Genomic DNA, 24,420 nt, shown 5'->3' with positions numbered 1-24,420 from the left:
CATCCGTCCAGCGGTCACGACCTTATTCGCGGTTCGTCCGCCGGAATGAACGAGGAGCTAAAATTTATGAGTTGGACAGACGAGCGTGTTGAACTCTTGAAAAAGCTTTGGGCCGACGGCTTGAGTGCAAGCCAGATCGCTACGAAACTTGGGGAAGTTACGCGTAACGCTGTTATTGGAAAAGTACATCGCCTCGGACTCGCCGGCCGCGCGACCACCTCGCGCATCAGAACGGCCCGTCCGCGATCGAATATTGCACTTTTCCCTGCGCGGTCGCCGCAAGTTCAATATCGTACCTTCGGCAACACGGCACTGAAGATTGCGCCGGAGCCTGAGCAACGCAAGCCAGCAACCATTATTCCGCTGACGCTGCCGGATCTGGAGCCCGCACCCGAAGGATTGATCCGCTTGGTCGATCTGAAGGAAAACATGTGCCATTGGCCGATCGGCGATCCCATGGAGGAAGGTTTTCACTTTTGCGGACGCCGGAAGAATTCCGGAAGCCCGTACTGCGAACACCACTCGGCGATCGCATACAACCCTGTCGCCAAGAAACGCCGCGCCATGTGACCGGCGCAACTCATCTATACGGTGAGTCGCAAAGCTTGATCGAAACTTTTGTTGACGATGTGCAGCATTGTTTTGATCTGTGGCTTTTAAGTTACAGAATACAGCGGGGAGTGAAGCCGGGGCCGCAAGCCTCGGCTTCCATCTTTTCGGAAGCTCAGCCGCCGCTATTCGGACAGGCTCTGCCCCGGGAATTTCTCACCCAGCGCATAACCCGCGCCGCGAACGGTACGGATCGGGTCTCTTTCCTTGCCGCGATTGATCGCCTTGCGCAGGCGGCCGATGTGTACGTCTACCGTGCGCTCGTCCACATAAACGTCGCGCCCCCATACGCCATCCAGCAGTTGCGTGCGCGAGAATACGCGGCCGGGGCTTTCCATCAGAAATTCGAGAAGCTTGAACTCGGTCGGGCCGAGCCGCACCTCGCGACCGCTGCGCATCACGCGATAGGTTTCGCGGTCGAGTTCGATGTCTTCGACTTCCAGCGTCTGCGAAATGCGCTCGGGCGCGGCCCGGCGGAGGATCGCCTTCACGCGGGCCAGTAGCTCGGGCACCGAGAACGGCTTCACCACATAGTCGTCCGCGCCGACGGTCAGACCGCGAATGCGGTCTGCCTCTTCTCCGCGCGCCGTCAAAAGCAGGATGGGGATCGAACGCGCAGTCTTACCCGAGCGCAAGCGGCGGCACAGTTCGATGCCGGACAGGCCCGGCAGCATCCAGTCGAGGATGATCAGGTCCGGCGGGTCTTCACCGATGGCCACTTCCGCCTCGTCGCCCCGCTGCGAGATCGATACGGAGAACCCCTCCGCTTCCAGATTATATTGCAGGAGGAGAGCAAGGGCTTCTTCATCTTCGACAATCAGGATCTTGGCATTCATCGTCTGCTTCTGCTACCCCGCACCTTCCAGCGCCCGCCCATGCTGTGACCTTTTCAGCGCCGCCACTCATCCTGCTCCGTCAGCTCTTCACCGACGCGAGGCGCCCGAGCGTCAGCGAACTCGTGCTGTCTGCCTTCGGGCGCTCATCGCCAAGCGCCTTGCCGTGGATCAGGAAATAAATCGTTTCCGCGATGTTCGTTGCGTGATCGCCGATGCGTTCGATGTTCTTCGCACCGAACAGGAGATGCGCGTAAACGCTGGCGCTCTGGGGCTCGTCCATCATCGTCGTCAGCAGCTCGCCGTAGAGCGAGTTATACATGGCGTCGATCTCGTGATCGCGCTGCCAGACGGCAAGAGCAGCGTCCGCGTCCCGCTGCGAATAGGCATCTAGCACATCCTTCAGTTGCCGCAGCGCCGCCTCGCCGATGTGCACGAAGCCCGTCATGACCTGGTTCGGTCGGGGTTCGGCGGCGATAGCGATGGCGCGCTTGGCGATGTTCTTCGACAAGTCGCCGATACGTTCGAGGTCGAGCGCGATGCGGATCGCGGTAACGATCTGCCGGAGATCCGATGCAACCGGCGCTCGACGGGCGATGATCGAGATGGCGAGTTCGTCGACGAGTCGCTCCAGCGTGTCGATGCTGCGGTCGTTCGCCAGCGTCACCTCGGCGAGGTCCGGGTCGCGATGGTAAAGCGCGTCGATGGCCTGCCCCAAGGCTTGCTCGGCAAGGCCCCCCATCTGGGCGATCATCGTGTCGAGCGACTTCAGTTCCCCTTCGTAAGATCTGTCGGCGTTTCCAGACACTACCGTTTCCTCCGGTGCGTTCGCGCGTCCAGGAAGCGCGCCGACCTGTTATCAGCGTCTCGGGCCGACGGGGCAGCGTATCCACCCTGCGCCACCTGCCCTGTGCCGCCGCGAGACGCGGCGCATCGGGTGCAGGCCCCGTGACACTAGCCAAACCGCCCCGTGATATAATCCTGCGTGCGCTTGTCCTTGGGGTTCATGAAGATCTGATCCGTCGTGTCCTCTTCCACAAGGTAGCCCAGATGGAAAAAGGCCGTGCGCTGAGAAACGCGTGCCGCCTGCTGCATGTTATGGGTCACAATGACGATGCAGTAGTTTTCGCGAAGCTCGTCGATCAGCTCCTCGATCTTCGCGGTGGCGATCGGATCGAGAGCGGAACACGGCTCATCCATCAGAATGACTTCCGGGCTGACCGCGATTGCGCGAGCGATACAAAGCCGCTGCTGCTGCCCGCCTGACAAGCCGGTGCCTTCGCCGTCGAGGCGATCCTTCACTTCGTTGAAGAGGCCGGCCCGTTGCAGGCTCCTGACAACGATTTCTTCGAGATCGGCCTTCGACTTGGCAAGCCCGTGAATGCGCGGACCGTAAGCCACGTTCTCGAAGATCGTCTTCGGAAACGGGTTCGGCTTCTGAAACACCATGCCGACACGTGCCCGCACCTGAACCGGGTCGACATCGGGACCATAGATGTTCTTCCCCTGGACCAGGATTTCGCCCTTCACCCTCGCCGAGGCAATGGTGTCGTTCATGCGATTGAAACAACGCAGGAACGTGCTCTTGCCGCAGCCCGAGGGACCGATGAAGGCCGTGACGCTCCGATCCGGGATGTCGATGCCGACGTTGAAAAGCGCCTGCTTTTCTCCGTAGAAGACCGAGACATTGCGCGCGTTGACCTTGTAGTCGACCGGCTGTCCCGCTGGCGAAGCCGAAGGAGCGGGGTTGGAATTGAGGGCACCCGGTTCGATAGAGAAATCTACCATTTGCGTTCGTACCTTTTCCGCAGGACCATGGCGATAATGTTCATGACGGCGAGAATGCCGAGCAAGACGATGGTTGCGCCCGCTGTCTTTTCAACAAAGCCGCGTTCGGCCTCCGTCGCCCACATGTAGATCTGCACGGGCAGCGCCGTGGCGGGATCAAGCGGCGATTGCGGTACGTCCACCACGAAGGCAACCATGCCAATCATGAGGAGCGGAGCCGTTTCGCCTATGGCCTGGACGAGGCCGATGATCGTTCCGGTGATGATGCCGGGAAGCGAGAGCGGCAGCACGTGGTGGAACACGCTCTGCACTTTCGACGCGCCAATCCCCAGAGCCGCCTCGCGGATCGACGGCGGCACCGCGGTAATCGACGCGCGCGTCGCTATGATCACGGTCGGCAACGTCCGAAGCGTGAGCACGAGCCCGCCGACGATCGACGCGGAGCGTGGCAACCCGGCGAAGTTGATGAACACCGCCAGACCGAGCAGACCGAAGACGATCGACGGCACGGCCGCGAGGTTGTTGATGTTTACCTCGATGATGTCGGTGAAGCGGTTCCGCGGCGCGAACTCTTCAAGATAGATGGCGGCGGCCACACCCAAAGGCACCGACAGCAACACCACGATCAGCATGATGTAGAACGAGCCGAGCAGCGCCACCGCAAGCCCCGCCGTTTCCGGCTGGCTCGACGCCGTGTTGGTGAAGAGGCCGGTGTTGAAAGATTTCTGCATCGTTCCCGACGCCGTCAGCTTGTCGATCCACGAAATCTGCTGATCGGAAATCTGCCGGTTCTGCTGGGGCAATTCGCGGTCGATCTTGCCCTTCGCGAAGGCGTCCACGTTGCCGCTCGCAAGAACCCAGACATTCTGCGTGGTGCCGATGATCCTGGGATCGGCGGCAACCATGGCCCGGAGCTGCGAGTCGACGTCCCGCGAGAGGAGCGCATTCGCCGCCTGACGCTGCGCGCGATTCGCCCCGTCGATGCCAAGCTTGCCGTAAAGCGCCTGGTTCGCCAGTTTCTGGTAATTCGCCTGAGCGAGCGCGCTTGAGCTGCGCGTGCCGTCCGGGTCGATCTCGGCTGCATCGAACTTGATCGGCAGTTCGATCGATGTCTGGAAGAATGCCGTCCAGCCATCGCGGATAATCGTGCCGAAGAGGATGACGAGGAACGACAGACCCAGCGCGATGGCAATCAGGCCGTAAGCCTGAAATCGCAGTTCCTCGCGGCGGCGCCTGCGCATCAGCGCTGGATTATCGAACCGGCTGACTTCCTCCGCAGCGTCACTTTCAGACATGCTGGGATCTTGGGCGACCGCGCTCATTCGTATTGCTCCCGGTATTTCCGTACGATGTAGAGGGCGTAGACATTCAAGCCCAGCGTGAGGATGAAAAGCGTAAACCCGAGCGCGAACGCGACGAGCGTCTGCGGGGTGTTGAATTCAAGGTCGCCCGTAAGCTGGCTGACGATCTTCACCGTGATGGTGGTCACGGATTCGGCCGGGTTCAGCGTGAGGTTCGCCGCGATGCCCGCTGCGAGCACCACGATCATCGTTTCGCCGATGGCGCGCGAGGCCGCAAGCAGGATCGCGCCGACGATGCCGGGCAGCGCGGCCGGCAGAACCACGCGCTTGATGGTTTCCGATTGCGTGGCGCCGAGTCCGTAGGACCCTTCGCGAAGCGCATTCGGGATGGCGGAGATGATGTCATCCGACAGCGACGACACGAAGGGGATGATCATGATCCCCATCACGATGCCCGCCGTGAGCACGCTGGTCGGCTGGATCACGAGCCCGATCTCGGACCCGACGAAGTTGAGGAACGGGCCGACGGTCACCACAGCGAAGAAGCCGTAGACGATGGTCGGAATGCCCGCCAGCATTTCCAGCGCGGGCTTCACGGTCGCGCGCACTTTCGGGTGCGCGTATTCCGACATGTAGATGGCGGCGAGCAGTCCGATCGGCACGGCGACGACCAGCGCCACGAAGGAGATGTAGAGCGTGCCCCACATGAGCGGCAGCAAGCCGAACTGTCCCTGGCCTTCGGTATCCCCCGCCCCTGCGAAGCGCGGATCCCAGACTGTGCCCGTCAGGAAGTCGAGGATGGACACGTGCTTGAAAAATTCGACGCTCTCGAACAGCACCGAAAGCACGATGCCGACCGTCGTCATGATGGCGACCGAGGACGCGGCCATCAGCGCCAGGATGATCACCTGCTCGACGCGATTGCGAGCGCGCAGGTTCGGCGAGAGCTTCCGGAAGGCGAAAATGAAGCCGAAGATCGCGAGGAAGGCCGCGACAGCCGTTTTCGCGAGGCTGCTCAGATGGCGGATGGTGTTCAACTCTTCGGCGGAGGCGATCACGGCGGCATCGGGCGGGCTGGCTATGACCACGCCCCTGCTCTCAAGCAGGCGTTGGGCTTCTTTTGGGCTCGTCTTGGCAGCGGCGACCTCTGCGGGCGTAAGCCTTTCAAGTCCGGTCGCGACACTGCGGACGACGCCCATCGCAAGACCGATCTGCCCTTTTGAGCCTTCAAGCACTTGCGGCGGAAGATTTGATTCCACCTCGGCCTGAATGAAGCGAGGCTCGATGGCGGACCAGACGAGCAGCACGAGGATGGCGGGAAGCGCCGTCCAGAGCGCGAGATAGCCCCCGTGATAACCAGGGCGCGAGTGCATCGCGCGGGGATTATCGGGCGACAGACGCTTCGCTCGCAAGAAGCCTGTAACGAAGGCGATGATTGCGGCAAAAAGCAGAAAAAATAGCAATGCGCTAAGTGACACGGCCGTCTCCGATAGAGAATCCGACGATTTCGATCATAGGCAGGCGCTGCACGGCGTCGGCCATCGCAAATGCGCCATTCGGTGCGGCATTGGTGCTTTCCGCTGCGGGGTCCGGCTGTTTGCATTTCCGCATTTGAAAGGTGTCCTGCGCGCACGTCTTCGCCGGAGAAGATACTACAGACCGCGCAATTCCTAGAAGACAATGAAGAGGCAAGGCAACTCGCGTGTGGCGCAAACACTGTGGGGTTACTTTACGCCACACGCTTCCGATCGGGGTGCCGGGGCTAAGCCCCGGCACCTATGCAGTCCTAGCTGAGCGGAGCCAGCGGCTTCAGATCCTTGACGGTATCGCGAACAGCCTTGGCTTCGGCTTCCGGCAGCGGAACGAGGCCATACTGGGCGAGCGGGCCATCTTCGCCGATGATCTTGTCGCTGACGAAGAACTCGGCATATTCCTTCAGGCCGGGGATGACGCCGACGTGAGCCTTCTTGACGTAGAAGAAGAGCGGACGGGAAACCGGATACTTGCCAGCCGCAATGGTTTCGACGGAGGGCGTCACGCCGCCAACGGTGGCAACGCGGAGCTTGTCGGTGTTGTTCTCGTAGAAGGCGAGGCCAAACACGCCGATCGACTCCTTGTTCGCCTGAAGACGAGCGAGGGTTTCCGTGTAGTCGCCGTCGATGTCGATGGCATGCTTGCCGCCGTCATCCTTGCGGACCTTCGCGCAAGCCTTTTCGGTCGCGCCGTGCAGCTTGTCTTCGGCGGTGCCAGCGGCCTTCAGCTTCTCGGCGATGAGCTTGTCCGCGCCGGTGGCCTTGCAGCCCGCGACCAGAAGCTTCTCTTCGAAAACTTCACGGGTGCCGTGCTTCTCGCCCGGGATGTAAGCAACGATTTCCCAGGCCGGGAACTCGGCGTTGACTTCCTTCCAGGTCTTGTTCGGGTTCGCGACGAGCTTGCCGTCAACCGCGATTTCGGGAGCGAGAGCGTTGAACCAGTCCTTCGCTTCGTAAGCGAAAGCCGGACCCTTGACGTCGGAAGCGAACACGATACCGTCATAGCCGAACTTCACTTCGACCACGTCGGCGACGCCGTTCTTGGCGCAGGTTTCCTGCTCGCCCTTCTTGATGCGGCGCGACGCGTTGGCGATGTCGATCTTGTCTTCACCGACGCCGTCGCAGAACTGCTTGATGCCTGCGCCCGAGCCGCCGGATTCGACGACGGGAGCCTTCAAATTGGCATTCGCCTTGGCGAAGTTCTCGGCGACGATCTTCGCATAGGGGAAGACCGTCGAGGAACCGGCGATTTTAACCTGATCGCGGGCAGAAGCGGAACCGGCCGCGAACAGGCCGACAGCCGCCGTAGCCGCCACGAGGGCGGTGAGACGATAATTCACTGTGCTCTCCCTTGAGAATTGGAACCAAGACCTTTCGGCGGTTCAACGCGCTGAAACCCTAGGGCAGCGCCATGTCTCTTTTATGTAAGGGCAGTGAACCTTTAATGACAGATTAACACACTGATTTGACAAGCACTCTTATTCTTCCAGCGTGGGCCGTGCAGCCGGTTTTATTTCAACCTCAACCGCTCCACGGTTGTATTTATGTTCAGCCAGGAGCACCGTGAAAATCGACCCGAAACCCACCTCGGACGCGATGCGAAGCTCTCCGCGATGGCGGTTCACGACGTGCTTGACGATCGCGAGACCAAGCCCCGTACCGCCCTTTTCATGTCCGGCAGCGCCGGCCACGCGGTAAAAGCGCTCGGTCAGCCTCGGCAGGTGCTGGACCGGAATACCGGGCCCGTCATCCTTGACGCTGATGGCTATCATGTCCTGCGAGCCGCTTCGCTGGCGCTTGAGCTTCACCTGCACGGAGCCGCCCTTACGGCCGTATTTCAGCGCGTTGTGCACGAGATTGATGAAGACCTGGGTGAGTTCGTCCCGGTCGCCCAACACCGTCACGGCGCCGACCTCGGACTCGACCGCAACCACGATATTCGCCTCCGCCGCCATCGGCTCCAGAGCCTCGCAGGCCTGTTCGACAAGTTCGGCAATGGCAACCTCGCCCTGCGGCTTCAGGTGCGCCCGCATCTCCACGCGAGAGAGGGACATCAGATTATCGATGAGCCGCGCCATGCGTTCGGCCTGCTTGGCCATGATCGGCAGGAAGCGGTCGCGTGCCGCTTCGTCGTGACGAGCAGCACCGTGCAGCGTCTGGATAAATCCTGAAAGCGAAGCCAGAGGCGTCTTGATCTCGTGGCTCGCGTTGGCGATGAAGTCTGCGCGAAGCTGGTCGAGGCGCCGCTGTTCGGTCAGATCGCGGAGATAAACGAGGATGGACGGTCCCGCGCTGGACGGCAACACGAGCCAGGAGACCGTCGCCGCCATATGCCGCTCCACCGGTACGCGCTCGCTGAAGGTGACCGTCAGCTGCTGATTGGCAGGGCCGCATTCTGTTACCGCGTCAAGCACCTGCGGGCTGCGTGTCGCGCTTGATATATGCGAGCCGTTCTTCAGTCCGTCGAAAAGATCGCGGGCCTTGCCGTTGAACGCGAGGATCGTTCCGTCGCGAGCGAGAAGAATGGCCGGATCGGGGAGTGCATCGGCTATGGGCTTCGCCACCGCGAGCGTTTCCTCTTTAGCCCGGTCCGCACTCACGGCATCATAGCGGGCACGGGTGCGCGACGTAGGGATGATGGCGGCACCCGCTGCAAATGTCACAACCGCGGCCGCAGTCCCGGCCCACGGGAGGCCATGAAACATCGAGAGCGCAACAATGACGGCCGCGGCAAGCAGGACAAGCCAGCGCCGAAGGTAGAGGCGCGACAGAACCCCGGGCTGCGGTGCGAAACCGCGCGATGCGTTATCGCCTTCAGGCACGGGCATGAAAATATTTCTCTGAATAATGCCGACACCAAAGCGCTTGCTGTCGCTCTCCCGATAGACTTCGAGCATGCCGTTCCCTTGTCCTTCGCCGCTTGAGACGTTTATTGTAGAAGAATTGCCGGCCATGGAGTCAGGGTAACCAATATCTGCGACAGTTTTTCGACGCCCCCGTTAAGCTTTAGACAAGGTCGCGACTGAGGCTTGCCGCTTCGAGGCGGTCAAGATATGTACGCCACACCTCGTCTTTGTTGCGCGCAAGCTCGTAAAGGTACACCCAGGAATAAATGCCGGTGTGGTGCCCGTCGCTGAACACGAGTCGCACCGCGTAATTGCCGACCGGCTCGATGGAAAGGATGGTGACGAGGCGCTTGCCGGGGATGAGCTTTCGCTCCGAAGGCGAATGCCCCTGAACCTCGGCGCTCGGGCTTTCGACCCGAAGAAGTTCCGCTGGAAGCTCCCTCTCCAAGCCGTCGCAGAAGGTAACGCGGAGCATGGTCTTGTCCGCGCTCAGCCGCAGTTCCGATGGTACAGGCTCGTTGCCAAGCGCTTGCGACATCGCTGTTGGCTCCTTTTTTTGTGATTGATACACTTTGAAACGTCAGAGTTACCCTTTTTTGCCGCATTCAGGTTTAATAGATTTGTTTACAAGGAACCTACGGTTCACCAACCATAAGGTTCGGTTTCTGCGTATGGGGTAGTGTGCAATGCCAGCCATTCGGATGTCCCGAAGCGAACGCTCTTCGCTCGAAAAAATCATCAAACGCCCCTGCCTCGTCACAGACATCCCAGCCGATCACGCCGAGAAGCTGATGAATTACGGTTTGATCAAGCGTCAGGTGATGCTTCTGCACTCCACGCAGCGCGGCCAGCTTGAGATTTTGCGCCAACGTTTTCGCGGCGACGACTTTTCGCCAGCGATGGGCCTCGAATCCTACGCCTGACGCTATTTTTTACTTAGTGGCAAAACCTCACTAGTAAGATGCCCTCTCGCGCCTATACTGAAAAGTAAGGGCGGTGGCGTCGGAACTTCGCTCCCGCTTAGGCTTTCATGAAGGCATGCGTTAAGCGGGAGATCATGATGTCGCGACTTCTTTTCACTGCCCTTCTGGCTGCTGCCGTCGTCGGTACGACCGTCCAGAGCGATGCGGCGCCCCGGCGGGCACAGCAGCCCCGGTCCTATCAGCTCTATGTGGCTCCGCAGGAGCCTACGCTGGTCGAGCGCTTTTTCGGCGCGTCGGGTCCGCGCTGGCAGTATCAGCGGCCATTCGCTTGGTACAACACCGGCCTGTATAATTATCCCGGTCCCCACTACAACAACACGACGTTCTGGGAGCGCGTGAACACGCAGGCGAACTTCCCGGTTCAGTACTGATCCGCGAGCAGCTTGAGGCGAGCGCTGCGGCGATCCGCAACGCTCGTTTCACGAGAGCCGCCCTGCGCTCGTGGCGGCGGGCGTAACCGCTAGCGCCGTCGACCGAAGATCGCACCCAGCGACGGCACGGGTAGTGTGCTGACCATGAGCGCTGCCGCTGTCAGCGTAGCAATCGCCATGACCGGGCTCGCCTCCGCAGGGAAAAGGGACACGACGGCCGTATCGAGCGCGATCATCGACAGCGCCGCCGCCGTTGAAGGCAGACCGCAAAACCATTTCGGCTTCTCGGTGTGACCTTCCTTCAGAAACGCTTTTTGCGCGCGCGCCTGTATGTTGAACCGCGCGAGCCTCAATCCGGTCGTCAGAACGTAAGCCGCCGCGATCGCCCAGCCCGCAAGGCCGAATTCATGGAGGTGGCGGTCATAGAGCAGCATGGCGGTCGCAACGCCGAAGTTCAGGAAGTCGGCGAGAGAATCGAGTTCCGCGCCCATGGCAGATTCGGCCTTGAGACGCCGGGCGGCGTAGCCGTCCGCCACGTCGAGCACGACGGCGCCGAGGATCGCGAACATCGCCAGCGCGTAATAGCCGTCATGCGAGAACCGGATCGCCGTTAATCCGCAAACCACGGCGGCGAGGGTGAATGTATTCGGCACAAGCAGTACGAGCCGTCGCTTCAGCGAAGGTTTCGCGGTAGGAGCCTCGTTTCTGCCTATCACCGTGAAAGGCCGCCCGGACTGGTGCTTCATGATCTGCCCCGCATTTCACCCGCGTGGCACTGCGCGCGCAAGCCGCAACCTTCCCGCACCTCTTCTGCCTCCCGTGTCATAATTTCTTCATGGGAGCTTTTTCGACGACAAAACGCAACTCATAAAATGGCGTCGGGGATGCGGCGTTATGCGCGCCGCCCCTCTGACTGTTCCCAAGAACGCGGCGCTCTAGCGGAGCGAATTTGACATTCGAGTCCCGGTGACTGCGCGCTCTCGCTCAAATGTCAAATTCAAAAGCTCCACTAGAATCATGATGTTGCTAGAGGTCCTTTCGATTCCGACATTTGCTCGCAAGCGTGCTGCACACGGATGCAAATGTCGGAATCGGACCGCTACACGCGCGCGAAGCGGCGCGGCGTCGGCTCCGTCAAACCAAGTTCCGCAACCACGGTTTCGCCTGCGATCATGCGCTGTCCTTCCGAAACGAACACCGTACCCGCCGGGAGGTAAAGATCCGTGCGGCTGCCGAACCGGATGATCCCGATGCGCTCGCCCGCGGTGACCGCGTCGCCGACCTTCACGTTCGTGATGATGCGCCGCGCCACGTAGCCCGACACGAGCACGACGCCGATCTTAGTGCCGGTCTTCGTCTCGATGGTAAAGGACTGGCGCTCGTTCTCGGAGGGCGCTTCCGGGGCGGCGGCATTCTTGTAGACGCCGTCGGTATGTACGTCGGTCAGAATGCGACCCGCAACGGGCGCGCGCGCCACGTGCACATCGAGAAGCGAGAGGAACACCGACACCCGCGTCATGGGCTCCGTGCCGAGGTTCAGTTCGGCGGGCGGCAGCATCGGGTTGACGCTGATGACCGTGCCGTCGGACGGCGCGACCACGAGGCCCTCGCGGTCCGGAACGACACGCTTCGGATCGCGGAAGAAGAAGGCGAGCGCGAGCGTCACCAGAAGGCAGAGGAAACCCAGCGTGTCCCAGATGTAGAACGCGACGAGCGTGACCGCCGCCGCGATGCCTACGAATTTATAACCATCTTTATGGATAGGCGAAAAGATCGCCTGAAACTGAGAGAGTGCATTAGGTCCAGCCACTATAATCCCCCGGCAAGTTGTGTTAAACCGCTGATCGCGGTTCTTGATTTCGATGTCACAGAATGTAACTGTCGTCAGGATGGTCTTGGGCACGCTGACACGCAATTGTCACAACCGACGCATATCCAACCCGTTAAAAGCGCCGCGGTACCGATCGGGTCAGCCTCGCTGTTCCTTGGGAGAATTCAATGCACGCCAGAATCGCCGCAACAATTATTGTGGCCTGTCTAGCACTTTCGTCCGCGCGGGCACAAGACGCGGAAAAACTTACGCTTTCGATCCCGCCTGAGGTGACCGAGGTCGCAACGGCCGGCACGTGGTCGGAATCCGACGTGTCGGGCGTGTTCCGCGCCACCGTGCTTACGGTACCGGCGGGCGATACGACGCAGGCCCATCTCGTGCTGCAACTCATGTCCGTCAGCGCGGACGGCAACACCTCGAAGGTGTTCAAAACCGTTCCCGTGAAGCAGATCGCGGACAAGAAGCTGCCGAATGCCTTTCTCGCGGTCGAAGAGGATGGCACCGAGAACGAAGTCACGTGGCGCGTGACAAGCTATGACAGCAACTCGAACGCCGACATCGGCGCGCTGGTGACGATCAACGCCAAGGGCGACGTTCAGGTGAAGGACGCCCCGAAGGAAGAGGAATCCGCCGCGCAACAGCCTGAAAAGAAATAGGCTGCGAATTTTGAAAAACCCGGCTTGAAGCCGGGTTTCCATCTTGCGCGCGGGATGTGCCCGGTAATCCCGCGAGGCGGCGGATTGTCGACTTCGCGGCGTTTCCGTTCCCTTCAACCGAGGTGGGCGACTTTTTCTAGCACCCGCGCGATGATCGCAGCGCAAGCGTCCCAGCTCGGAAGCGTCTGCCCGTGACGCCAGGCAGACTCGGCCATCCTCCGGCGAAGTCCCGCATCGATACTCAGCGACCGAAGCGCCGCAGCGATAGCATCCGCATCGCCCGCCGCGCAGACAAGGCCCGCTTCGCCCGGAACCGTATCGCGAACCGCGCCGTCGCCCGAAGCCACGACGGGCAACCCGTGTGCCATCGCCTCCGCGAAAACCATGCCATAGCCCTCATGGAAGCTCGCCAGCGCGAAGATATCGCCGGAGGCATAAACCGCCGAAAGCGCGGCCTCATCGACATGTCCCGCGAGCCGCACCCGGTCGCCAAGTCCATGCGCCGCGATCTTGGCTCGAACCGCTGCCGCAGTTTCGGGCGAAAGATCGAGCGCCCCCGCAATGGTCGCGCGCCACGTCAGGTCCGCGATTTGCGCCAGAGCATCGACCAGCACCGCATGGCCCTTGCGGGGCGTGAGCGTTCCCGCGCTGACGATGTGCAGCGGATCGTGCGGCGCCGATCCCCCGGCGCGAACCCCTCTGAGCACGCCGGGCAGCGCGACGGCAAGCCTTGCGGGCGGAACGTCGAAGATGCGGGCGAGGTCGCGCGCGGTGCCTTCGCTCGGCACGATGATGGCATCGGCGAGCGCAAGCGCATCCGCCTCGCTGCGAAGCAAACGCGCCTTCGTCGACGCGTCGAGCCCGTCTTCGAGCGCCAGCGGGTGATGCACGAGCGCGACTTTCGCGCCCGCGATCGCGCCCAGCGCATCGGCCGGAAGTGCAGAGCCGACGAGGCCGTCGAGAAACAGAACCGTGTCGGGGCCAGAAGCAGCCCTCAGAACCGCCAGCGCTTCACGCATCGTATCGCCTGACGCGAGCGGAAACCCGGCGGGCAGCGCCAACGGCTCAAGGCCGAGCCGTGCCTTCAGCGGCGGGAGGATCTTGCGCGCGTAAGCGTAATTGCCGGTCGGTGTTTCGAGGTCGCCGGAAAACGCGAAGATGAAGCGCGTCACGCCAAGCCCCCTTTTGATCGGGCGCGCGGTGCCGTCACAGAGACGCGAGAAGCGACCTGGACCGCCAAACCGGAATTTCGAACAGCGCCGAGATCGTTTCGCCCGTCAGCCTGTTGCCGGAAGAGCCATCGGAGAAGACCGCGCCGGCCTTCAGCAACACGATCTCGTCGGAAAATTCCTGCGCGAGCCCGAGATCGTGCAGAATGCACAGCACGCCGCCGCCCGCATCCGCGAAAGCGCGCGCGCATTCGAGTGCGAGAATCTTGTGCTTCAGATCGAGATGCGCGGTCGGCTCATCCATCAGCAGATAGCGGCGCGCGCCATCCCTCGCCGCTGGGCGAAGCTGCACGAGCGCGCGGGCGATCTGGATGCGCTGTCGCTCGCCGCCGGACAGGGTGGGGTAATCGCGCCCGGCAAGGTGCAGCACGTCCATCGCCGCCATCGATTCCTCGACGATGTCGTCGCGCTCCGGCCCGGCGAAGGGATGCGCGCCCAGCGCAACCACCTCGTAAGCCGTCAGCGGAAAGCTCATCGCGGCATGCTGGCCGACGACCGCGCGAACCCGCGCCAGCTCGCTCTTGGACATGGCCGCCATGTCGCGCCCCTCAATCACGACGCGCCCGCCTTGCGGCTTCAGATCGCCCGCCAGAACCGACAGCGCGGTGGATTTGCCCGCGCCGTTCGGCCCGAGCACCGCCGTCACACGGCCCGGCTCCACAGCGAGCGACACACCTTTCAGGAGCGTCGCGCGCCCGGCTTTCAATGTTACGTCTTCGAGAGCGAGCGCCATATCGTCGGTTGCCTCCGGTTCGTCGCCTGCGCTGATGGTATTCTTGCGGAAAGGCCGCGACCGTGCAATCGCGGAAGCGGCGTCCTATCCCGCGATCACGGTTCGGATTGTCTGGCCGCCGCGCCGGATACCCAGACGCCACACACGCGCCCCCTTGCCGACGATCTTTTCAAGCGCGCGCGTGGTTTCGATTTTCTCGCCGTTGATCTCTGCCACGATATCGCCCGGCTTGATCCCGAGGCGACGCGCGATGGAATAGGCTTCCGTTTCGACCACGACAACGCCGCTCGTCTCGTTGATCGACAGCTCCTCCGCGACGGCGGGCGACAGGTTCGCCACCTTCGCGCCACCGAACGGGTTGTTGCCGTTGATGTCGCGCAGATCGCGCGGCGTCGTTTCGGGCGCGACCATGAGCGGGATGGAAACCTTGCGGCGCGTGCCTGTGCGCAAAACGTCGAGGCTCACTTCGCCCGAGGTGCCCTTCGTCGTGAAACGATACTGGAAGGCGTTGGCGTCGGAGACATCCTTGCCGTCGACCGCAAGCACGATGTCGCCCGGACGGATGCCCGCGCTCGCAGCCGGACCGCCGTCCGTTACCGCTGCGACGAGCACGCCCGTCGTGCGGTCGAGACCGACCGCGTCAGCAATCTGCGGCGTCAGCTCAGCGATGCTCGCCCCGAGCCATGGCCGCCGCACACCGGAACCGCCCTGCAACGCGGACTCGACAACAAGCCGGACCATGTTCGACGGGATCGCGAAGCCGATGCCCTGACTGCCGCCGCTCTTGGAGAAGATCGCGGTGTTGATGCCGACGAGCCGCCCCTGCATGTCGACGAGAGCGCCGCCCGAATTGCCGGGGTTGATCGCCGCGTCGGTCTGGATGAAGAACTGATAGTCCGATATCCCGACGCGCGTGCGCGCCAGCGCCGAGACGATGCCGCTCGTCACCGTCTGCCCGACGCCGAAAGGATTGCCGATGGCGAGCACCATGTCGCCCACTTCGAGCTGATCGGCATCGGCGAGGCCGACATACGGAAATTCGATGTCGGAGCCCTTGATCTGCAAAACGGCAAGATCGGTGCGCTCGTCCTTGAGCAAGACCTTCGCATCGAACTCGCGGGCGTCGGCGAGAGCGATCTTGATTTCCGTGCCGGCGTCTCCCTGCACGACGTGGTTATTGGTGACAACCACGCCGTTCGGCGTCACGATCACCCCGGAACCGAGCGAATTTTGCGCGCGCTCGCTGCGCCCGAAGCCGTGGCCGAAAAACTCTTCGAAGATCGGATTGTTGAAGGCGCTGTCGCGGCGCACGCGCTGGCGGACGTAGACGTTGACGACGGCGGGCGCCGCCGCCTTGACCACCGGCGCATAGGAGAAAACGACCTGCTCGCGCGTCTCGGGCGCCTTTTTCACCGCCTGCGCGAAAGAGGCAGCGGGTAGTGCCAGAAGGACGGCAAGCACGAAACTCGTTCGAACGGCAGCCGAATAGAGCATGGAAAGACCCCGTGGAGCAGTGAATTTACCCTCGATCAGCCGCCGCTGGAGGCACCGTCAGTTCCAACCCGTCTTGGCCAGCTACCCTCATTCCGATGTTTCCATCGAACGCGGGCTGATCCAGGTATCGCCAACGAAATATAAAGAGCGGCAGAGCTTGCGATGCAAGAGGAAGACATGGCGAGGTTGGCGCTTCCGCGAGGATAGCGCACAAGCGAAGCGGCAGCGCCGTGCACGAATCGGACGCGGGACGAGGGACACCGGTGACGATCGGCTTCGACGCGTCGAATCGGGTCCAGCCGATCCATGCGGGTGTCTTCGGGTGATCAACCGGAGCCCGTAAGCCCATCCTCAAGATATCGCCGTCGCGCTTTTCTACGCGGCCTTCTCGAATGCGCGCTTTTTTACCCCGACCGCCGTGGGCAATGTCACCACGAAGGACGCCCCTTTGGGCGAGTCCTCCAGACGGATGTCGCCGCCATGCGCGCGGACGAGTTCGGCGCTGATCACGAGGCCGAGGCCGTTGCCGTCCGCCTTGGCTACGCTCTGGAACGCCTTGAACAGATTTTCCTGCGCCTTGGCTGGCACCCCCGGCCCGTTGTCGCTCACCTTGATGACCGCGCGCCTGCCCTCCTGGGTGGCGCTGATCTTCACGCAAGGGTCTTCGGGAGCGGGCTCGGCTTCTCGCAAGGCTTCCATCGCGTTCCGCACGAGATTGGCGAGCACGCGGAAAATCTGATCGCGGTCGGCATAAAGCTCGATCTTCGGAGAGACGTCGACGATCAGGCGGACGCTCTTCAATTCCTCGACGCCGAGGCTCTCCGTGACCTCTTCGACGAGAGGTGCAAGGGCAACGCGGGTGCGGTTCGGTGGCGTTTCCCCGCCCCGCCCGTATTTCATCGTGTTGGTGCACAGCATGATCGCCCGATCGAGCGCCCGGATCAGGCGCGGCACAAAGCGCTGCACGGTCGGGTCTGGCACGGTGGCGAGGCGATCCGAAACAAGTTGCGCGCTGGCGAGAATGTTGCGCAGGTCGTGATTGATCTTCGAGACGGCCAACCCGACGTTCGCCAGCCTCGCCTTTTCGCGCAGGAGCCCGGAGAGCTGCGTTTGCAGGTTGGCGAGTTCCTTCTCGGCAACGCCAACTTCGTCGTCGCGCCCGCTCGGCGTTATGATCCGCGTCATATCCTCCGGGTTTTCGCGATAGGAAACCATGTTGCGCGTGATGCGCATCATCGGCGCGACGAGAAGTCTGGACAGCGCGAGATAGACGGCCGCCGAGGTCATGATCGCGATGATGATCGAAAGCCAGAAGATGTTCCGGGCATAACGCCACTCCGCCGCCCGGAGCGGCGTTTCGTCGATGACGACGTCGATCTCTTCGTCAGCGCGCAGGATGTCGGGCGCGGCGATGACGCGGATCAGACGGCCCGGTGGGGCAATCAGTGCGGCGAGCGCATCGGGGATCAATTGAACCACATTCCTGTCGCGAAGATCGAAAACCTCCGCCACCGGTTTTTCGTCGGGCATGCCGAGAACGAGACGGCGCACTTCAGGGCGGCGCACCGACACCGCATGGACGCCCGCTGTCGTCAGCAGCTCTTGACGAAGCCGTTCGGGAAGTTCCGCGCCGCCCGACGCCTCAAGCGCGAGCGCTGCCACCTTCGCGGCAACGACGCGTTCCATCAGCCAGTTCTTTCGGAAGGTCGCGACGGAGGGAACGAAAATGAGCACTTCGGCCACCATCACGAACAGGATCGTCATGAACAGGAGCCTTGCCGGAAGGCTCGTTCTGATGGAGCCGATTTTCGAGGGTGCACGCTTCTCTTCGCGGTCCAGCGCAAAATGCGCTCCGCCGTGCTCGCGATCTTTTGAAGCCCGGGTGTCCAAACGCGTCAAAGAACCCTGTTGCCAACGCTTCTAAATAACGCGAATCAGCGGAATTTCGCAAGCAGTCCAATGATGCGTCGCAGAATGGGGTTCTGCGCGGTCGGTGCAAAATAGTTCAGGGCGGCTCTTTTGTTCATTTCCGAGAGCGTGGGATAAGGCACCACGATGCTCTGCATCGCCTTGAGGGATATGCCTTTCTGCATGGCGAGGCTCCACATCTGTATGAGTTCGCCAGCCTGCGCGCCGACAATTCCGGCTCCGAGGATCTTGCCGCCGCGCGACGCTATGACCTTCACAAAGCCGCTCGTCTCGCGCTCAGCCTGGGCGCGGTCGTTCTCGGCATAGGGCCATCGAAGGATGGCAAGCTTGCCGTAGCGCGCGCGGGCCGCGTCTTCAGTCAATCCCACGTGGGCGACTTCGGGGTCGGTGAACGTCACCCACGGGATGGTCGAATGATCGGCCCTCGCCGGAAGCCGGAAAAGCGCGTTCTTGATGACGATGGACGCGTGATAGTTTGCGGCGTGCGTGAGGTTGACTTCGCCTGTCACGTCGCCGATGGCGTACACACGCGAGTTGGAGGTGCGAAGCCCGCTTGAGACCTGAATGCCGCGCTCGCTGTAATCAATCCCGGCGGCTTCGAGGTTAAGGTCGGCGACGGCGGGTGCGCGGCCGACCGCGACGAGCAGGTGCGTGCCCTCAATGGAATAGGTCCGGCCTAGATTGGCAAACACGACGCGGATGTTGTTTCCGAACGGCTCGATTCTCTCGACGCGCGCGTTTTCCTGCACGCGGATGCCTTCATCGCGCAGCCGGTCGAGCAGATGCTGCCGCAACTCGTCGTCGTCTCGCGAGAGCGCCTTGCCCGCCTCGACGACGGTCACCTCGCTGCCGAGCCGCTTGTGAGCCTGCGCCAGTTCGAGCCCGGCAGGGCCGCCGCCGAGAATGATGAGTTGCGGCAGGCGATGCGTATTCTGAAAGATGGTCTCGTTCGTGAAGAAGGGTACGCGGTCGAGCACGGGGATCGGCGGAATGAGGGGGATCGATCCGGTGGCTATGACGAAGCGGCGCGCCTTGATCTGATACTCTCCCGCCTCGACGGTGTCGGGCGAGACGAAGCGCGCGCTCGCCTTGATGACATCCACGCCGAGGCCATTAAACCGCTCGACGGAATCGTTCGGCGCGATCGCCGCGACAACACCCGCGACATGCGCCGCGACGGCTTTGTGATCGATGCCGGGATTGCCGGCGCGAATGCCGAATTTCTCGGCGTCGCGGATCTGGTGCGCTCGCTTCGCCGCTGCGAGCAACGCCTTCGAGGGCACGCAGCCCGTGTTAAGGCATTCGCCACCCATCGGGCCGCGCTCGATCAGTACCACGGAGACACCGAAGGCAGCGGCGATGGCGGCGGCGGACAGCCCGCCCGATCCCGCGCCGATCACGCAGATGTCCGGCGTCAAAAGCTGAGGCATGGCCGTTCCGTTCCCCGTCGCGATTCCTGCACGTCCTGTTTCGCGCGAGCGGCCCGATTTGGCAAGCCGCGCCGGCTGGGCTCACGGTAATGTTGTTGGTTAAAAGCTTTGGGCAAGCAATCAGCGGGCGCCTCTTTTCTCAGGCGCCGGCTCTCGCTGCGCGCCAAGCCTCGAAGCGGGCGGCCTTTCCCGCCGCGTCGAAGGCTTCGAATTCCGCGATTTCGCGTTGCTCCGCTTCGTAGCGGGCGCGGTCGGCCGACTCCGCAGCCTTCTGAGCCGCCACTTCCGTCTCGATGAGATGAAGGATGCCGACGAACCGGCGCTGCTCGGCCGCGAGCTTTGCCTCGGCCAGAAGCTTCTCACGGGCGTCGGGCGCGAGCGCGGCGACGAGCGCATCCGCTTCCTCTCGGCTTGGCGCTCGGAGATCGGGCGGGACCGTTCCCCAGGCAATGCGATTGCAGGATTGCACGAGCCGCCGCAGTTCGTTTTCGCCGTGAAGCTTCGCATTGGCGAACGCGCTTGGCATCCGCTTCGCGCTTTCGACGGCATTGCGAAGGTCCGGCGGCAAAGCTTCGGCGGCGGGTTCGGGATGAATGAGGCTCGCGTCGAACTCGTAACTCATGGACAGTCTCGCGGCTTGGAACTCGGCAACAACACCTGAAGCTTGCAACCATCATCCGGGTATCGTGTCAATCGCGCCGCGGCTCTTATGCAGAGGCTTCGGCGTCAATTCGCGCATGTGCGGAACCGGCCGCCGACCCATCGCGGCGCTTGCTTCTTCCCCGGTCCGGGGCGACCATGACTTTCGTCGCGGCTCGTGCTGACGGCACGCCCGCAATTGCATAATTCCACACAGGACGAAGCACATGGGCGGAAATGGAAATGCAGGGGGCAGAAGCCCCCGCTGTATCGCACTCGTCGGCCCCCAAGGCAGCGGGAAGACCTCTCTTTTCGAAGCCATCCTCGCCCGAGCCGGCGCGACACACAATGTCGGAGACACGACGCCGGAGGCGAAGAACCACGGCATGAGCGTGGAAGCGAACGTCGCGAGCTTCGAGTATCTGGGCGACCGCTTCACGGCGCTCGATTTTCCTGGCTCTATCGAGTTCCAGTTCGACGGCACGGCGGCGCTGCCCGCCTGCGACACCGCTGTCGTCGTCTGCGAAGCCGACCCGAAGAAGCTTTACGCGCTGCAAAGCGTGCTGAAATCTCTCGAAGCCGCGAAGATCCCCCATCTTCTCTTCATCAACAAGATCGACAAGAACGGCGGCAATATCACCGAATTGCTTACAACATTGCAGCCCGCCAGCGGACTTCCGCTCGTGCTCCGGCAGGTTCCCATTACCGAAGGCGGCGCGGTGAGCGGATTCGTCGATCTGGCGCTCGAACGCGCATTCGTCTATCGCCCGCACGCCCCCAGCGAACTGATCGATATTCCGAACGACATCGCGCAATTCGAGGCCGAACAGCGCTTTTCAATGCTTGAGAAGCTCGCCGATTATGACGACGCGCTGATGGAACAGCTTTTGAGCGACACTGTGCCGAGCCGCGATCAGGTCTTCGCGGACCTCGTGACCGAGTTCAAGCGCAGCCAGATTTGCCCTGTGTTCTTCGGCTCGGCGGAAGCGGGTCACGGTATCGGCAGACTGCTCAAGGCCCTGCGGCACGAATCCCCGTTCGTCGCGGAAACCGCCGAAAGGCTCGGCCTGGGCGCGGCGAAATCGGCAGCCTATGTGGTGAAGACGATTCACACGTCACACGCGGGCAAGCTCTCGCTTGCGCGCGTATTGGCGGGGCAATTCGCGGATGGCGCCGCGGTTTATGGCGCGTCCGGCGAGGAACGCATTTCCGGCGTCTTCTCCGTGTTCGGCCCCGACATCAAGAAGCGTGGCCCGGCGGAAGCGGGAGAAGTCGCCGCGTTTGGAAAGCTCGAAGGCATTCATACGGGTGAAGCGATTTCGGGCGACAAGGGCTTTGCTGCGCCGGCAGAAACGGTGCAGCCGCCGAAGCCCGTCTACGCGCTCGCCATCGCCGTCGGAGACCGCAAGGACGAGATCAAGCTCACCTCCGCGCTCGCGAAGCTGATCGATGAAGACCCCACGCTTTCACTCGCGCAGGATCGCGAAACGAGCGAGATGGTGCTTTGGGGACAAGGCGAGATGCATCTTCGCGTCGCGCTGGAAAGGCTCGCGCGGCGCTTTGGCGTCAAGGCCGAGACGCGGCGGCGGCAAATCCCCTATCGCGAGACGATCCGCAAGAGCGTCGAGGTGCGCGGTCGCCACAAGAAGCAAAGCGGCGGGCATGGACAGTTCGGCGATGTCGTGGTCGAGATTCGTCCGCAGCCGCGTGGCGAGGGCTTCGCCTTCGCGGAAGTGATCACGGGCGGCGCCGTGCCACGCAACTACATCCCGGCGGTCGAAGCGGGCGTGCGCGATTATCTCGGCACCGGGCCGCTCGGCTTTCCGGTGGTGGACGTGGCCGTGACGCTGAAGGACGGCTCTTACCATACAGTCGATTCCTCGGATCAGGCTTTCCGTCTCGCGGGCCGTCTCGCGATGGTCGAGGGCATGCCGAAGTGTCAGCCCGTGCTGCTGGAGCCGGTCGCCGCCGTCAGCATTTCCGTGCCGAGCGAAGCCACGGCGAAGGTCAACGGCATGATATCCGCGCGGCGCGGGCAGATCCTCGGCTTCGATGCGCGGCCGGGTTGGACCGGCTGGGACACCATCGAGGCGCACATTCCGGAAGCCGAAATCCACGACCTCATCATCGAATTGCGGTCGGCGACTGCGGGAGCGGGGCATTTCAAGGCCGAGTTCGATCATCTCATCGAGCTTTCGGGCCGCGTCGCCGACCAGATCGTGGCGGAGCGCTCTCAGCAAAAAAGCGTGTAGATCACCCTGCTTGGCATCGTTTCACGCAGACGGCCGATCTCAACCGCAGCGTTGTGCCGCATCCGATTGCGGCATGACGCTGTGCCGGGTGGCGCGACGGCTGCGCGTTGCAGACTCGGTTGCGCGCGACAGACCAGGTTGAAAGGGGGCGGGGGAAATCGAGTTCAAAGCCACAGAACGGCGGTAGAGCGCACGGCGTTTGCGTCGGGGGAGGAGACACACCGCCTGACGCCAGGACGGCCATTAATTTCCAATCATTTCAATGCGCTGACAATAGCTTTCGGCAGATTCGGCATTCGCTTTTTCCGCGAGCGGCGCGGAAAAAAAGGCGATAGCTGCACGGACAGAGCTGCGCCGCGCGATTGGCGCGGGTTCGCCGTTTCCGGTGTCGCAACGGGCGTCAGCAATCGCGGTCGAAAAAGGTCCGAAATTTCGCGACGGAACGCTTGCACACCCGCGCTTAACCCGCTAGAGATATGGGCCTTCGCAGATCGCCAAGCGCGACACTGCTCCGCACCGGTAGCTCAGCTGGATAGAGCACCAGACTACGAATCTGGGGGTCGGGAGTTCGAATCTTCCCCGGTGCGCCATTTCCTTAGCAAAACAATGCGTTGCGCAGCGCAAGCGCGGATTTAAGGCGCGCACGTTTTGCGCGATAAGCCTGCCGTAAGCCTTTAGGTGAGTGGAGAGCGGTGCCGAGAGCTTGGAATTTCCCGACGACAATTTATCGATTATCCGCAGCCATAAGGAAGATGCTATGGGTGTCTTTGATCTTTTTTCCAAACGTCAGAAGCGCGCTCGGGGCGAAATGCCTGACGTTTACGTCTATGACGAGCTACCGCAAGCGCTGCGGGTGCAGATCGTTCATATTATCGAGGATGCGTTTGGTACCGATCATTACGACTCAAGCCACGCGGCAGATGCTTACAAGTTCGTAAATAAAACTCTCTGTCGTGAGTACGGCGTATTTGAGCTAACCAAATATCCTAAATCAAATCAAGATTCTATATTTAACTTCTTTTTAGAAGAAAAAAATAATGAACGCGCCCTAGATGTCGTTGAGCTATGTTTCAAATTTATATTTAGTGTTATCGCAAAAAATACGCGCTATCTTGATAGAACGGACAGAAATATTTCGCCGAATGACGCAGTTTCTGAGCTGAATGAGCGCTTTAAGGAGCATGGCATTGGCTATCAGTTTGAGTCTAATCAGATCATTCGCATTGATTCGGATTTTGTGCATGCCGAGGCTGTCAAGCCTACTTTAGCGGTTCTGCGCGATAAAAAATTCGCAGGAACGAACGACGAGTTCTTGTCAGCACACGAACATTATCGGCACGGTCGATATAAGGAATGTCTCGTAGATTCGTTAAAGGCATTCGAAAGTACGATGAAAACGATCTGCGAGTTGCGCGGATGGACGACAAAAGCCGGTGACACCGCAAAAAACCTGATAGCGATATGCATTAAAGAGGGATTGTTCCCGCAATATTTTGAGTCGCAATTCTCATCTGTCCGCTCGCTGTTGGAAAGCGGCATTCCCACGCTGCGGAATAAGAACGGCGGTCACGGGCAGGGGGCCTCTCCGCTTGTCGTTCCAGAATACCTGGCAAGATACGCGTTGAATCTTACTGCAACAACGATCCTGTTTATGGTCGAGGCCCACCACTCGACGAAATGACGAAGCTATACAATGCGGATTCATTCACAATAAACGCCCTGCACCGCGAGGCACAGGGCGTTTGAATGCAGCGTCAGGCCGAGAGGATACTCAGCCCCGCTACTGCGCCCGTTTGATTATCGAGGAACGGTTTGCTATGCCTCGGCGCGATGGCTAATCGCGCATCACTGCATAGAAGGAGGGGCTTTCTGTGCAGTAAATTTCTAATTCCGTATTACGTTACTTAGCCATGTCAGCAGCTGGGTTTTTCAGCAGCCTGCCTAAATCATCGCGCGCAACGATG

General features: G+C 61.5%; 22 protein-coding genes and 1 tRNA gene. 7 read left to right on the top strand and 16 right to left on the bottom strand.

Annotated elements, in window-relative coordinates:
* Positions 1-66 precede the first annotated feature (66 nt).
* The gene (locus EK416_RS16240; RefSeq protein ID WP_127079330.1) at positions 67-570 is read left to right on the top strand and encodes a GcrA family cell cycle regulator; all 504 of its coding nucleotides are present in this window, start codon (positions 67-69) and stop codon (positions 568-570) included.
* Positions 571-734: 164 nt separating this feature from the next.
* On the opposite strand, the gene phoB is transcribed toward EK416_RS16240, so the two are convergent.
* The 8 genes from phoB to EK416_RS16200 form a co-directional block, all read right to left on the bottom strand.
* Positions 735-1,445: a phosphate regulon transcriptional regulator PhoB gene (gene phoB / locus EK416_RS16235; protein ID WP_127079328.1), complete on the bottom strand. Its 711-nt coding sequence runs from the start codon at positions 1,443-1,445 to the stop codon at positions 735-737.
* A gap of 79 nt (positions 1,446-1,524) precedes the next feature.
* Entirely contained in the window at positions 1,525-2,250 is a 726-nt protein-coding gene (gene phoU / locus EK416_RS16230; RefSeq protein WP_127079326.1) for a phosphate signaling complex protein PhoU, read from the bottom strand.
* Positions 2,251-2,396: 146 nt separating this feature from the next.
* Positions 2,397-3,230 (bottom strand): phosphate ABC transporter ATP-binding protein PstB, encoded by an 834-nt coding sequence (gene pstB / locus EK416_RS16225; RefSeq protein ID WP_127079324.1) that lies wholly within the window; start codon positions 3,228-3,230, stop codon positions 2,397-2,399.
* Positions 3,224-4,525, bottom strand: a complete 1,302-nt coding sequence (gene pstA / locus EK416_RS16220) for a phosphate ABC transporter permease PstA (RefSeq protein WP_245434082.1) — start codon at positions 4,523-4,525, stop codon at positions 3,224-3,226. Before pstA ends, pstB begins: the two co-directional genes overlap by 7 nt.
* A gap of 23 nt (positions 4,526-4,548) precedes the next feature.
* Positions 4,549-6,009: a phosphate ABC transporter permease subunit PstC gene (pstC, locus tag EK416_RS16215; RefSeq protein WP_127079320.1), complete on the bottom strand. Its 1,461-nt coding sequence runs from the start codon at positions 6,007-6,009 to the stop codon at positions 4,549-4,551.
* 308 nt (positions 6,010-6,317) lie between these two features.
* A complete protein-coding gene (locus EK416_RS16210) occupies positions 6,318-7,403 on the bottom strand; it encodes a substrate-binding domain-containing protein (RefSeq protein WP_127079318.1) in 1,086 nt (361 codons plus the stop codon).
* Between the two features lie 138 nt (positions 7,404-7,541).
* Positions 7,542-8,960, bottom strand: a complete 1,419-nt coding sequence (locus tag EK416_RS16205; protein WP_164730067.1) for an ATP-binding protein — start codon at positions 8,958-8,960, stop codon at positions 7,542-7,544.
* A gap of 109 nt (positions 8,961-9,069) precedes the next feature.
* On the bottom strand, positions 9,070-9,447 hold the full coding sequence (locus EK416_RS16200; protein ID WP_127079314.1) for a gamma-butyrobetaine hydroxylase family protein: 378 nt from the start codon (positions 9,445-9,447) through the stop codon (positions 9,070-9,072).
* Between the two features lie 253 nt (positions 9,448-9,700).
* Between EK416_RS16200 and EK416_RS18125 the strand changes: the two genes are divergently transcribed.
* Positions 9,701-9,832, top strand: a complete 132-nt coding sequence (locus EK416_RS18125; RefSeq protein ID WP_281023886.1) for a hypothetical protein — start codon at positions 9,701-9,703, stop codon at positions 9,830-9,832.
* Between the two features lie 137 nt (positions 9,833-9,969).
* Complete coding sequence (locus EK416_RS16195; RefSeq protein WP_127079312.1) at positions 9,970-10,263, top strand: hypothetical protein; 294 nt, start codon at positions 9,970-9,972, stop codon at positions 10,261-10,263.
* 89 nt (positions 10,264-10,352) lie between these two features.
* On the opposite strand, the gene EK416_RS16190 is transcribed toward EK416_RS16195, so the two are convergent.
* The gene (locus EK416_RS16190; protein WP_127079310.1) at positions 10,353-11,009 is read right to left on the bottom strand and encodes a CDP-alcohol phosphatidyltransferase family protein; all 657 of its coding nucleotides are present in this window, start codon (positions 11,007-11,009) and stop codon (positions 10,353-10,355) included.
* Positions 11,010-11,362: 353 nt separating this feature from the next.
* On the bottom strand, positions 11,363-12,073 hold the full coding sequence (locus EK416_RS16185) for a phosphatidylserine decarboxylase (RefSeq protein ID WP_127079308.1): 711 nt from the start codon (positions 12,071-12,073) through the stop codon (positions 11,363-11,365).
* 188 nt (positions 12,074-12,261) lie between these two features.
* Between EK416_RS16185 and EK416_RS16180 the strand changes: the two genes are divergently transcribed.
* Positions 12,262-12,750: a hypothetical protein gene (locus EK416_RS16180; RefSeq protein ID WP_127079306.1), complete on the top strand. Its 489-nt coding sequence runs from the start codon at positions 12,262-12,264 to the stop codon at positions 12,748-12,750.
* Positions 12,751-12,863: 113 nt separating this feature from the next.
* Here EK416_RS16180 and EK416_RS16175 read toward each other — a convergent pair whose 3' ends face one another.
* The 6 genes from EK416_RS16175 to EK416_RS16150 form a co-directional block, all read right to left on the bottom strand.
* Entirely contained in the window at positions 12,864-13,922 is a 1,059-nt protein-coding gene (locus tag EK416_RS16175) for a glycosyltransferase family 4 protein (protein WP_127079304.1), read from the bottom strand.
* 34 nt (positions 13,923-13,956) lie between these two features.
* Positions 13,957-14,712 carry a heme ABC transporter ATP-binding protein gene (locus EK416_RS16170; protein WP_127079302.1) on the bottom strand — a complete coding sequence of 252 codons (756 nt, stop codon included), beginning with the start codon at positions 14,710-14,712 and terminating at the stop codon, positions 13,957-13,959.
* Between the two features lie 84 nt (positions 14,713-14,796).
* On the bottom strand, positions 14,797-16,206 hold the full coding sequence (locus tag EK416_RS16165; RefSeq protein WP_127079300.1) for a Do family serine endopeptidase: 1,410 nt from the start codon (positions 16,204-16,206) through the stop codon (positions 14,797-14,799).
* 375 nt (positions 16,207-16,581) lie between these two features.
* The gene (locus EK416_RS16160; RefSeq protein WP_127079298.1) at positions 16,582-17,970 is read right to left on the bottom strand and encodes a sensor histidine kinase; all 1,389 of its coding nucleotides are present in this window, start codon (positions 17,968-17,970) and stop codon (positions 16,582-16,584) included.
* Positions 17,971-18,140: 170 nt separating this feature from the next.
* Positions 18,141-19,565, bottom strand: a complete 1,425-nt coding sequence (locus EK416_RS16155; protein WP_127079296.1) for a dihydrolipoyl dehydrogenase family protein — start codon at positions 19,563-19,565, stop codon at positions 18,141-18,143.
* A gap of 139 nt (positions 19,566-19,704) precedes the next feature.
* On the bottom strand, positions 19,705-20,187 hold the full coding sequence (locus EK416_RS16150; RefSeq protein WP_127079294.1) for a hypothetical protein: 483 nt from the start codon (positions 20,185-20,187) through the stop codon (positions 19,705-19,707).
* A 244-nt stretch (positions 20,188-20,431) separates the two neighbouring features.
* On the opposite strand from EK416_RS16150, the gene EK416_RS16145 reads away from it, so the two are divergent.
* The 3 genes from EK416_RS16145 to EK416_RS16135 all read left to right on the top strand — a co-directional run bounded on the left by EK416_RS16145 (position 20,432) and on the right by EK416_RS16135 (position 24,137).
* On the top strand, positions 20,432-22,456 hold the full coding sequence (locus EK416_RS16145; protein ID WP_127079292.1) for an elongation factor G: 2,025 nt from the start codon (positions 20,432-20,434) through the stop codon (positions 22,454-22,456).
* Positions 22,457-22,969: 513 nt separating this feature from the next.
* A tRNA-Arg gene (locus tag EK416_RS16140) sits at positions 22,970-23,046 on the top strand.
* A 113-nt stretch (positions 23,047-23,159) separates the two neighbouring features.
* A complete protein-coding gene (locus tag EK416_RS16135; protein ID WP_245434081.1) occupies positions 23,160-24,137 on the top strand; it encodes an STM4504/CBY_0614 family protein in 978 nt (325 codons plus the stop codon).
* The last annotated feature ends 283 nt before the right edge of the window (positions 24,138-24,420 follow it).

The organism is Rhodomicrobium lacus (assembly GCF_003992725.1).
In the GTDB taxonomy this organism is placed as follows: domain Bacteria; phylum Pseudomonadota; class Alphaproteobacteria; order Rhizobiales; family Rhodomicrobiaceae; genus Rhodomicrobium; species Rhodomicrobium lacus.
The sequence above is the reverse complement of the archived record's forward strand: the minus strand, read 5'-3'. Positions and strand labels throughout refer to the sequence as shown.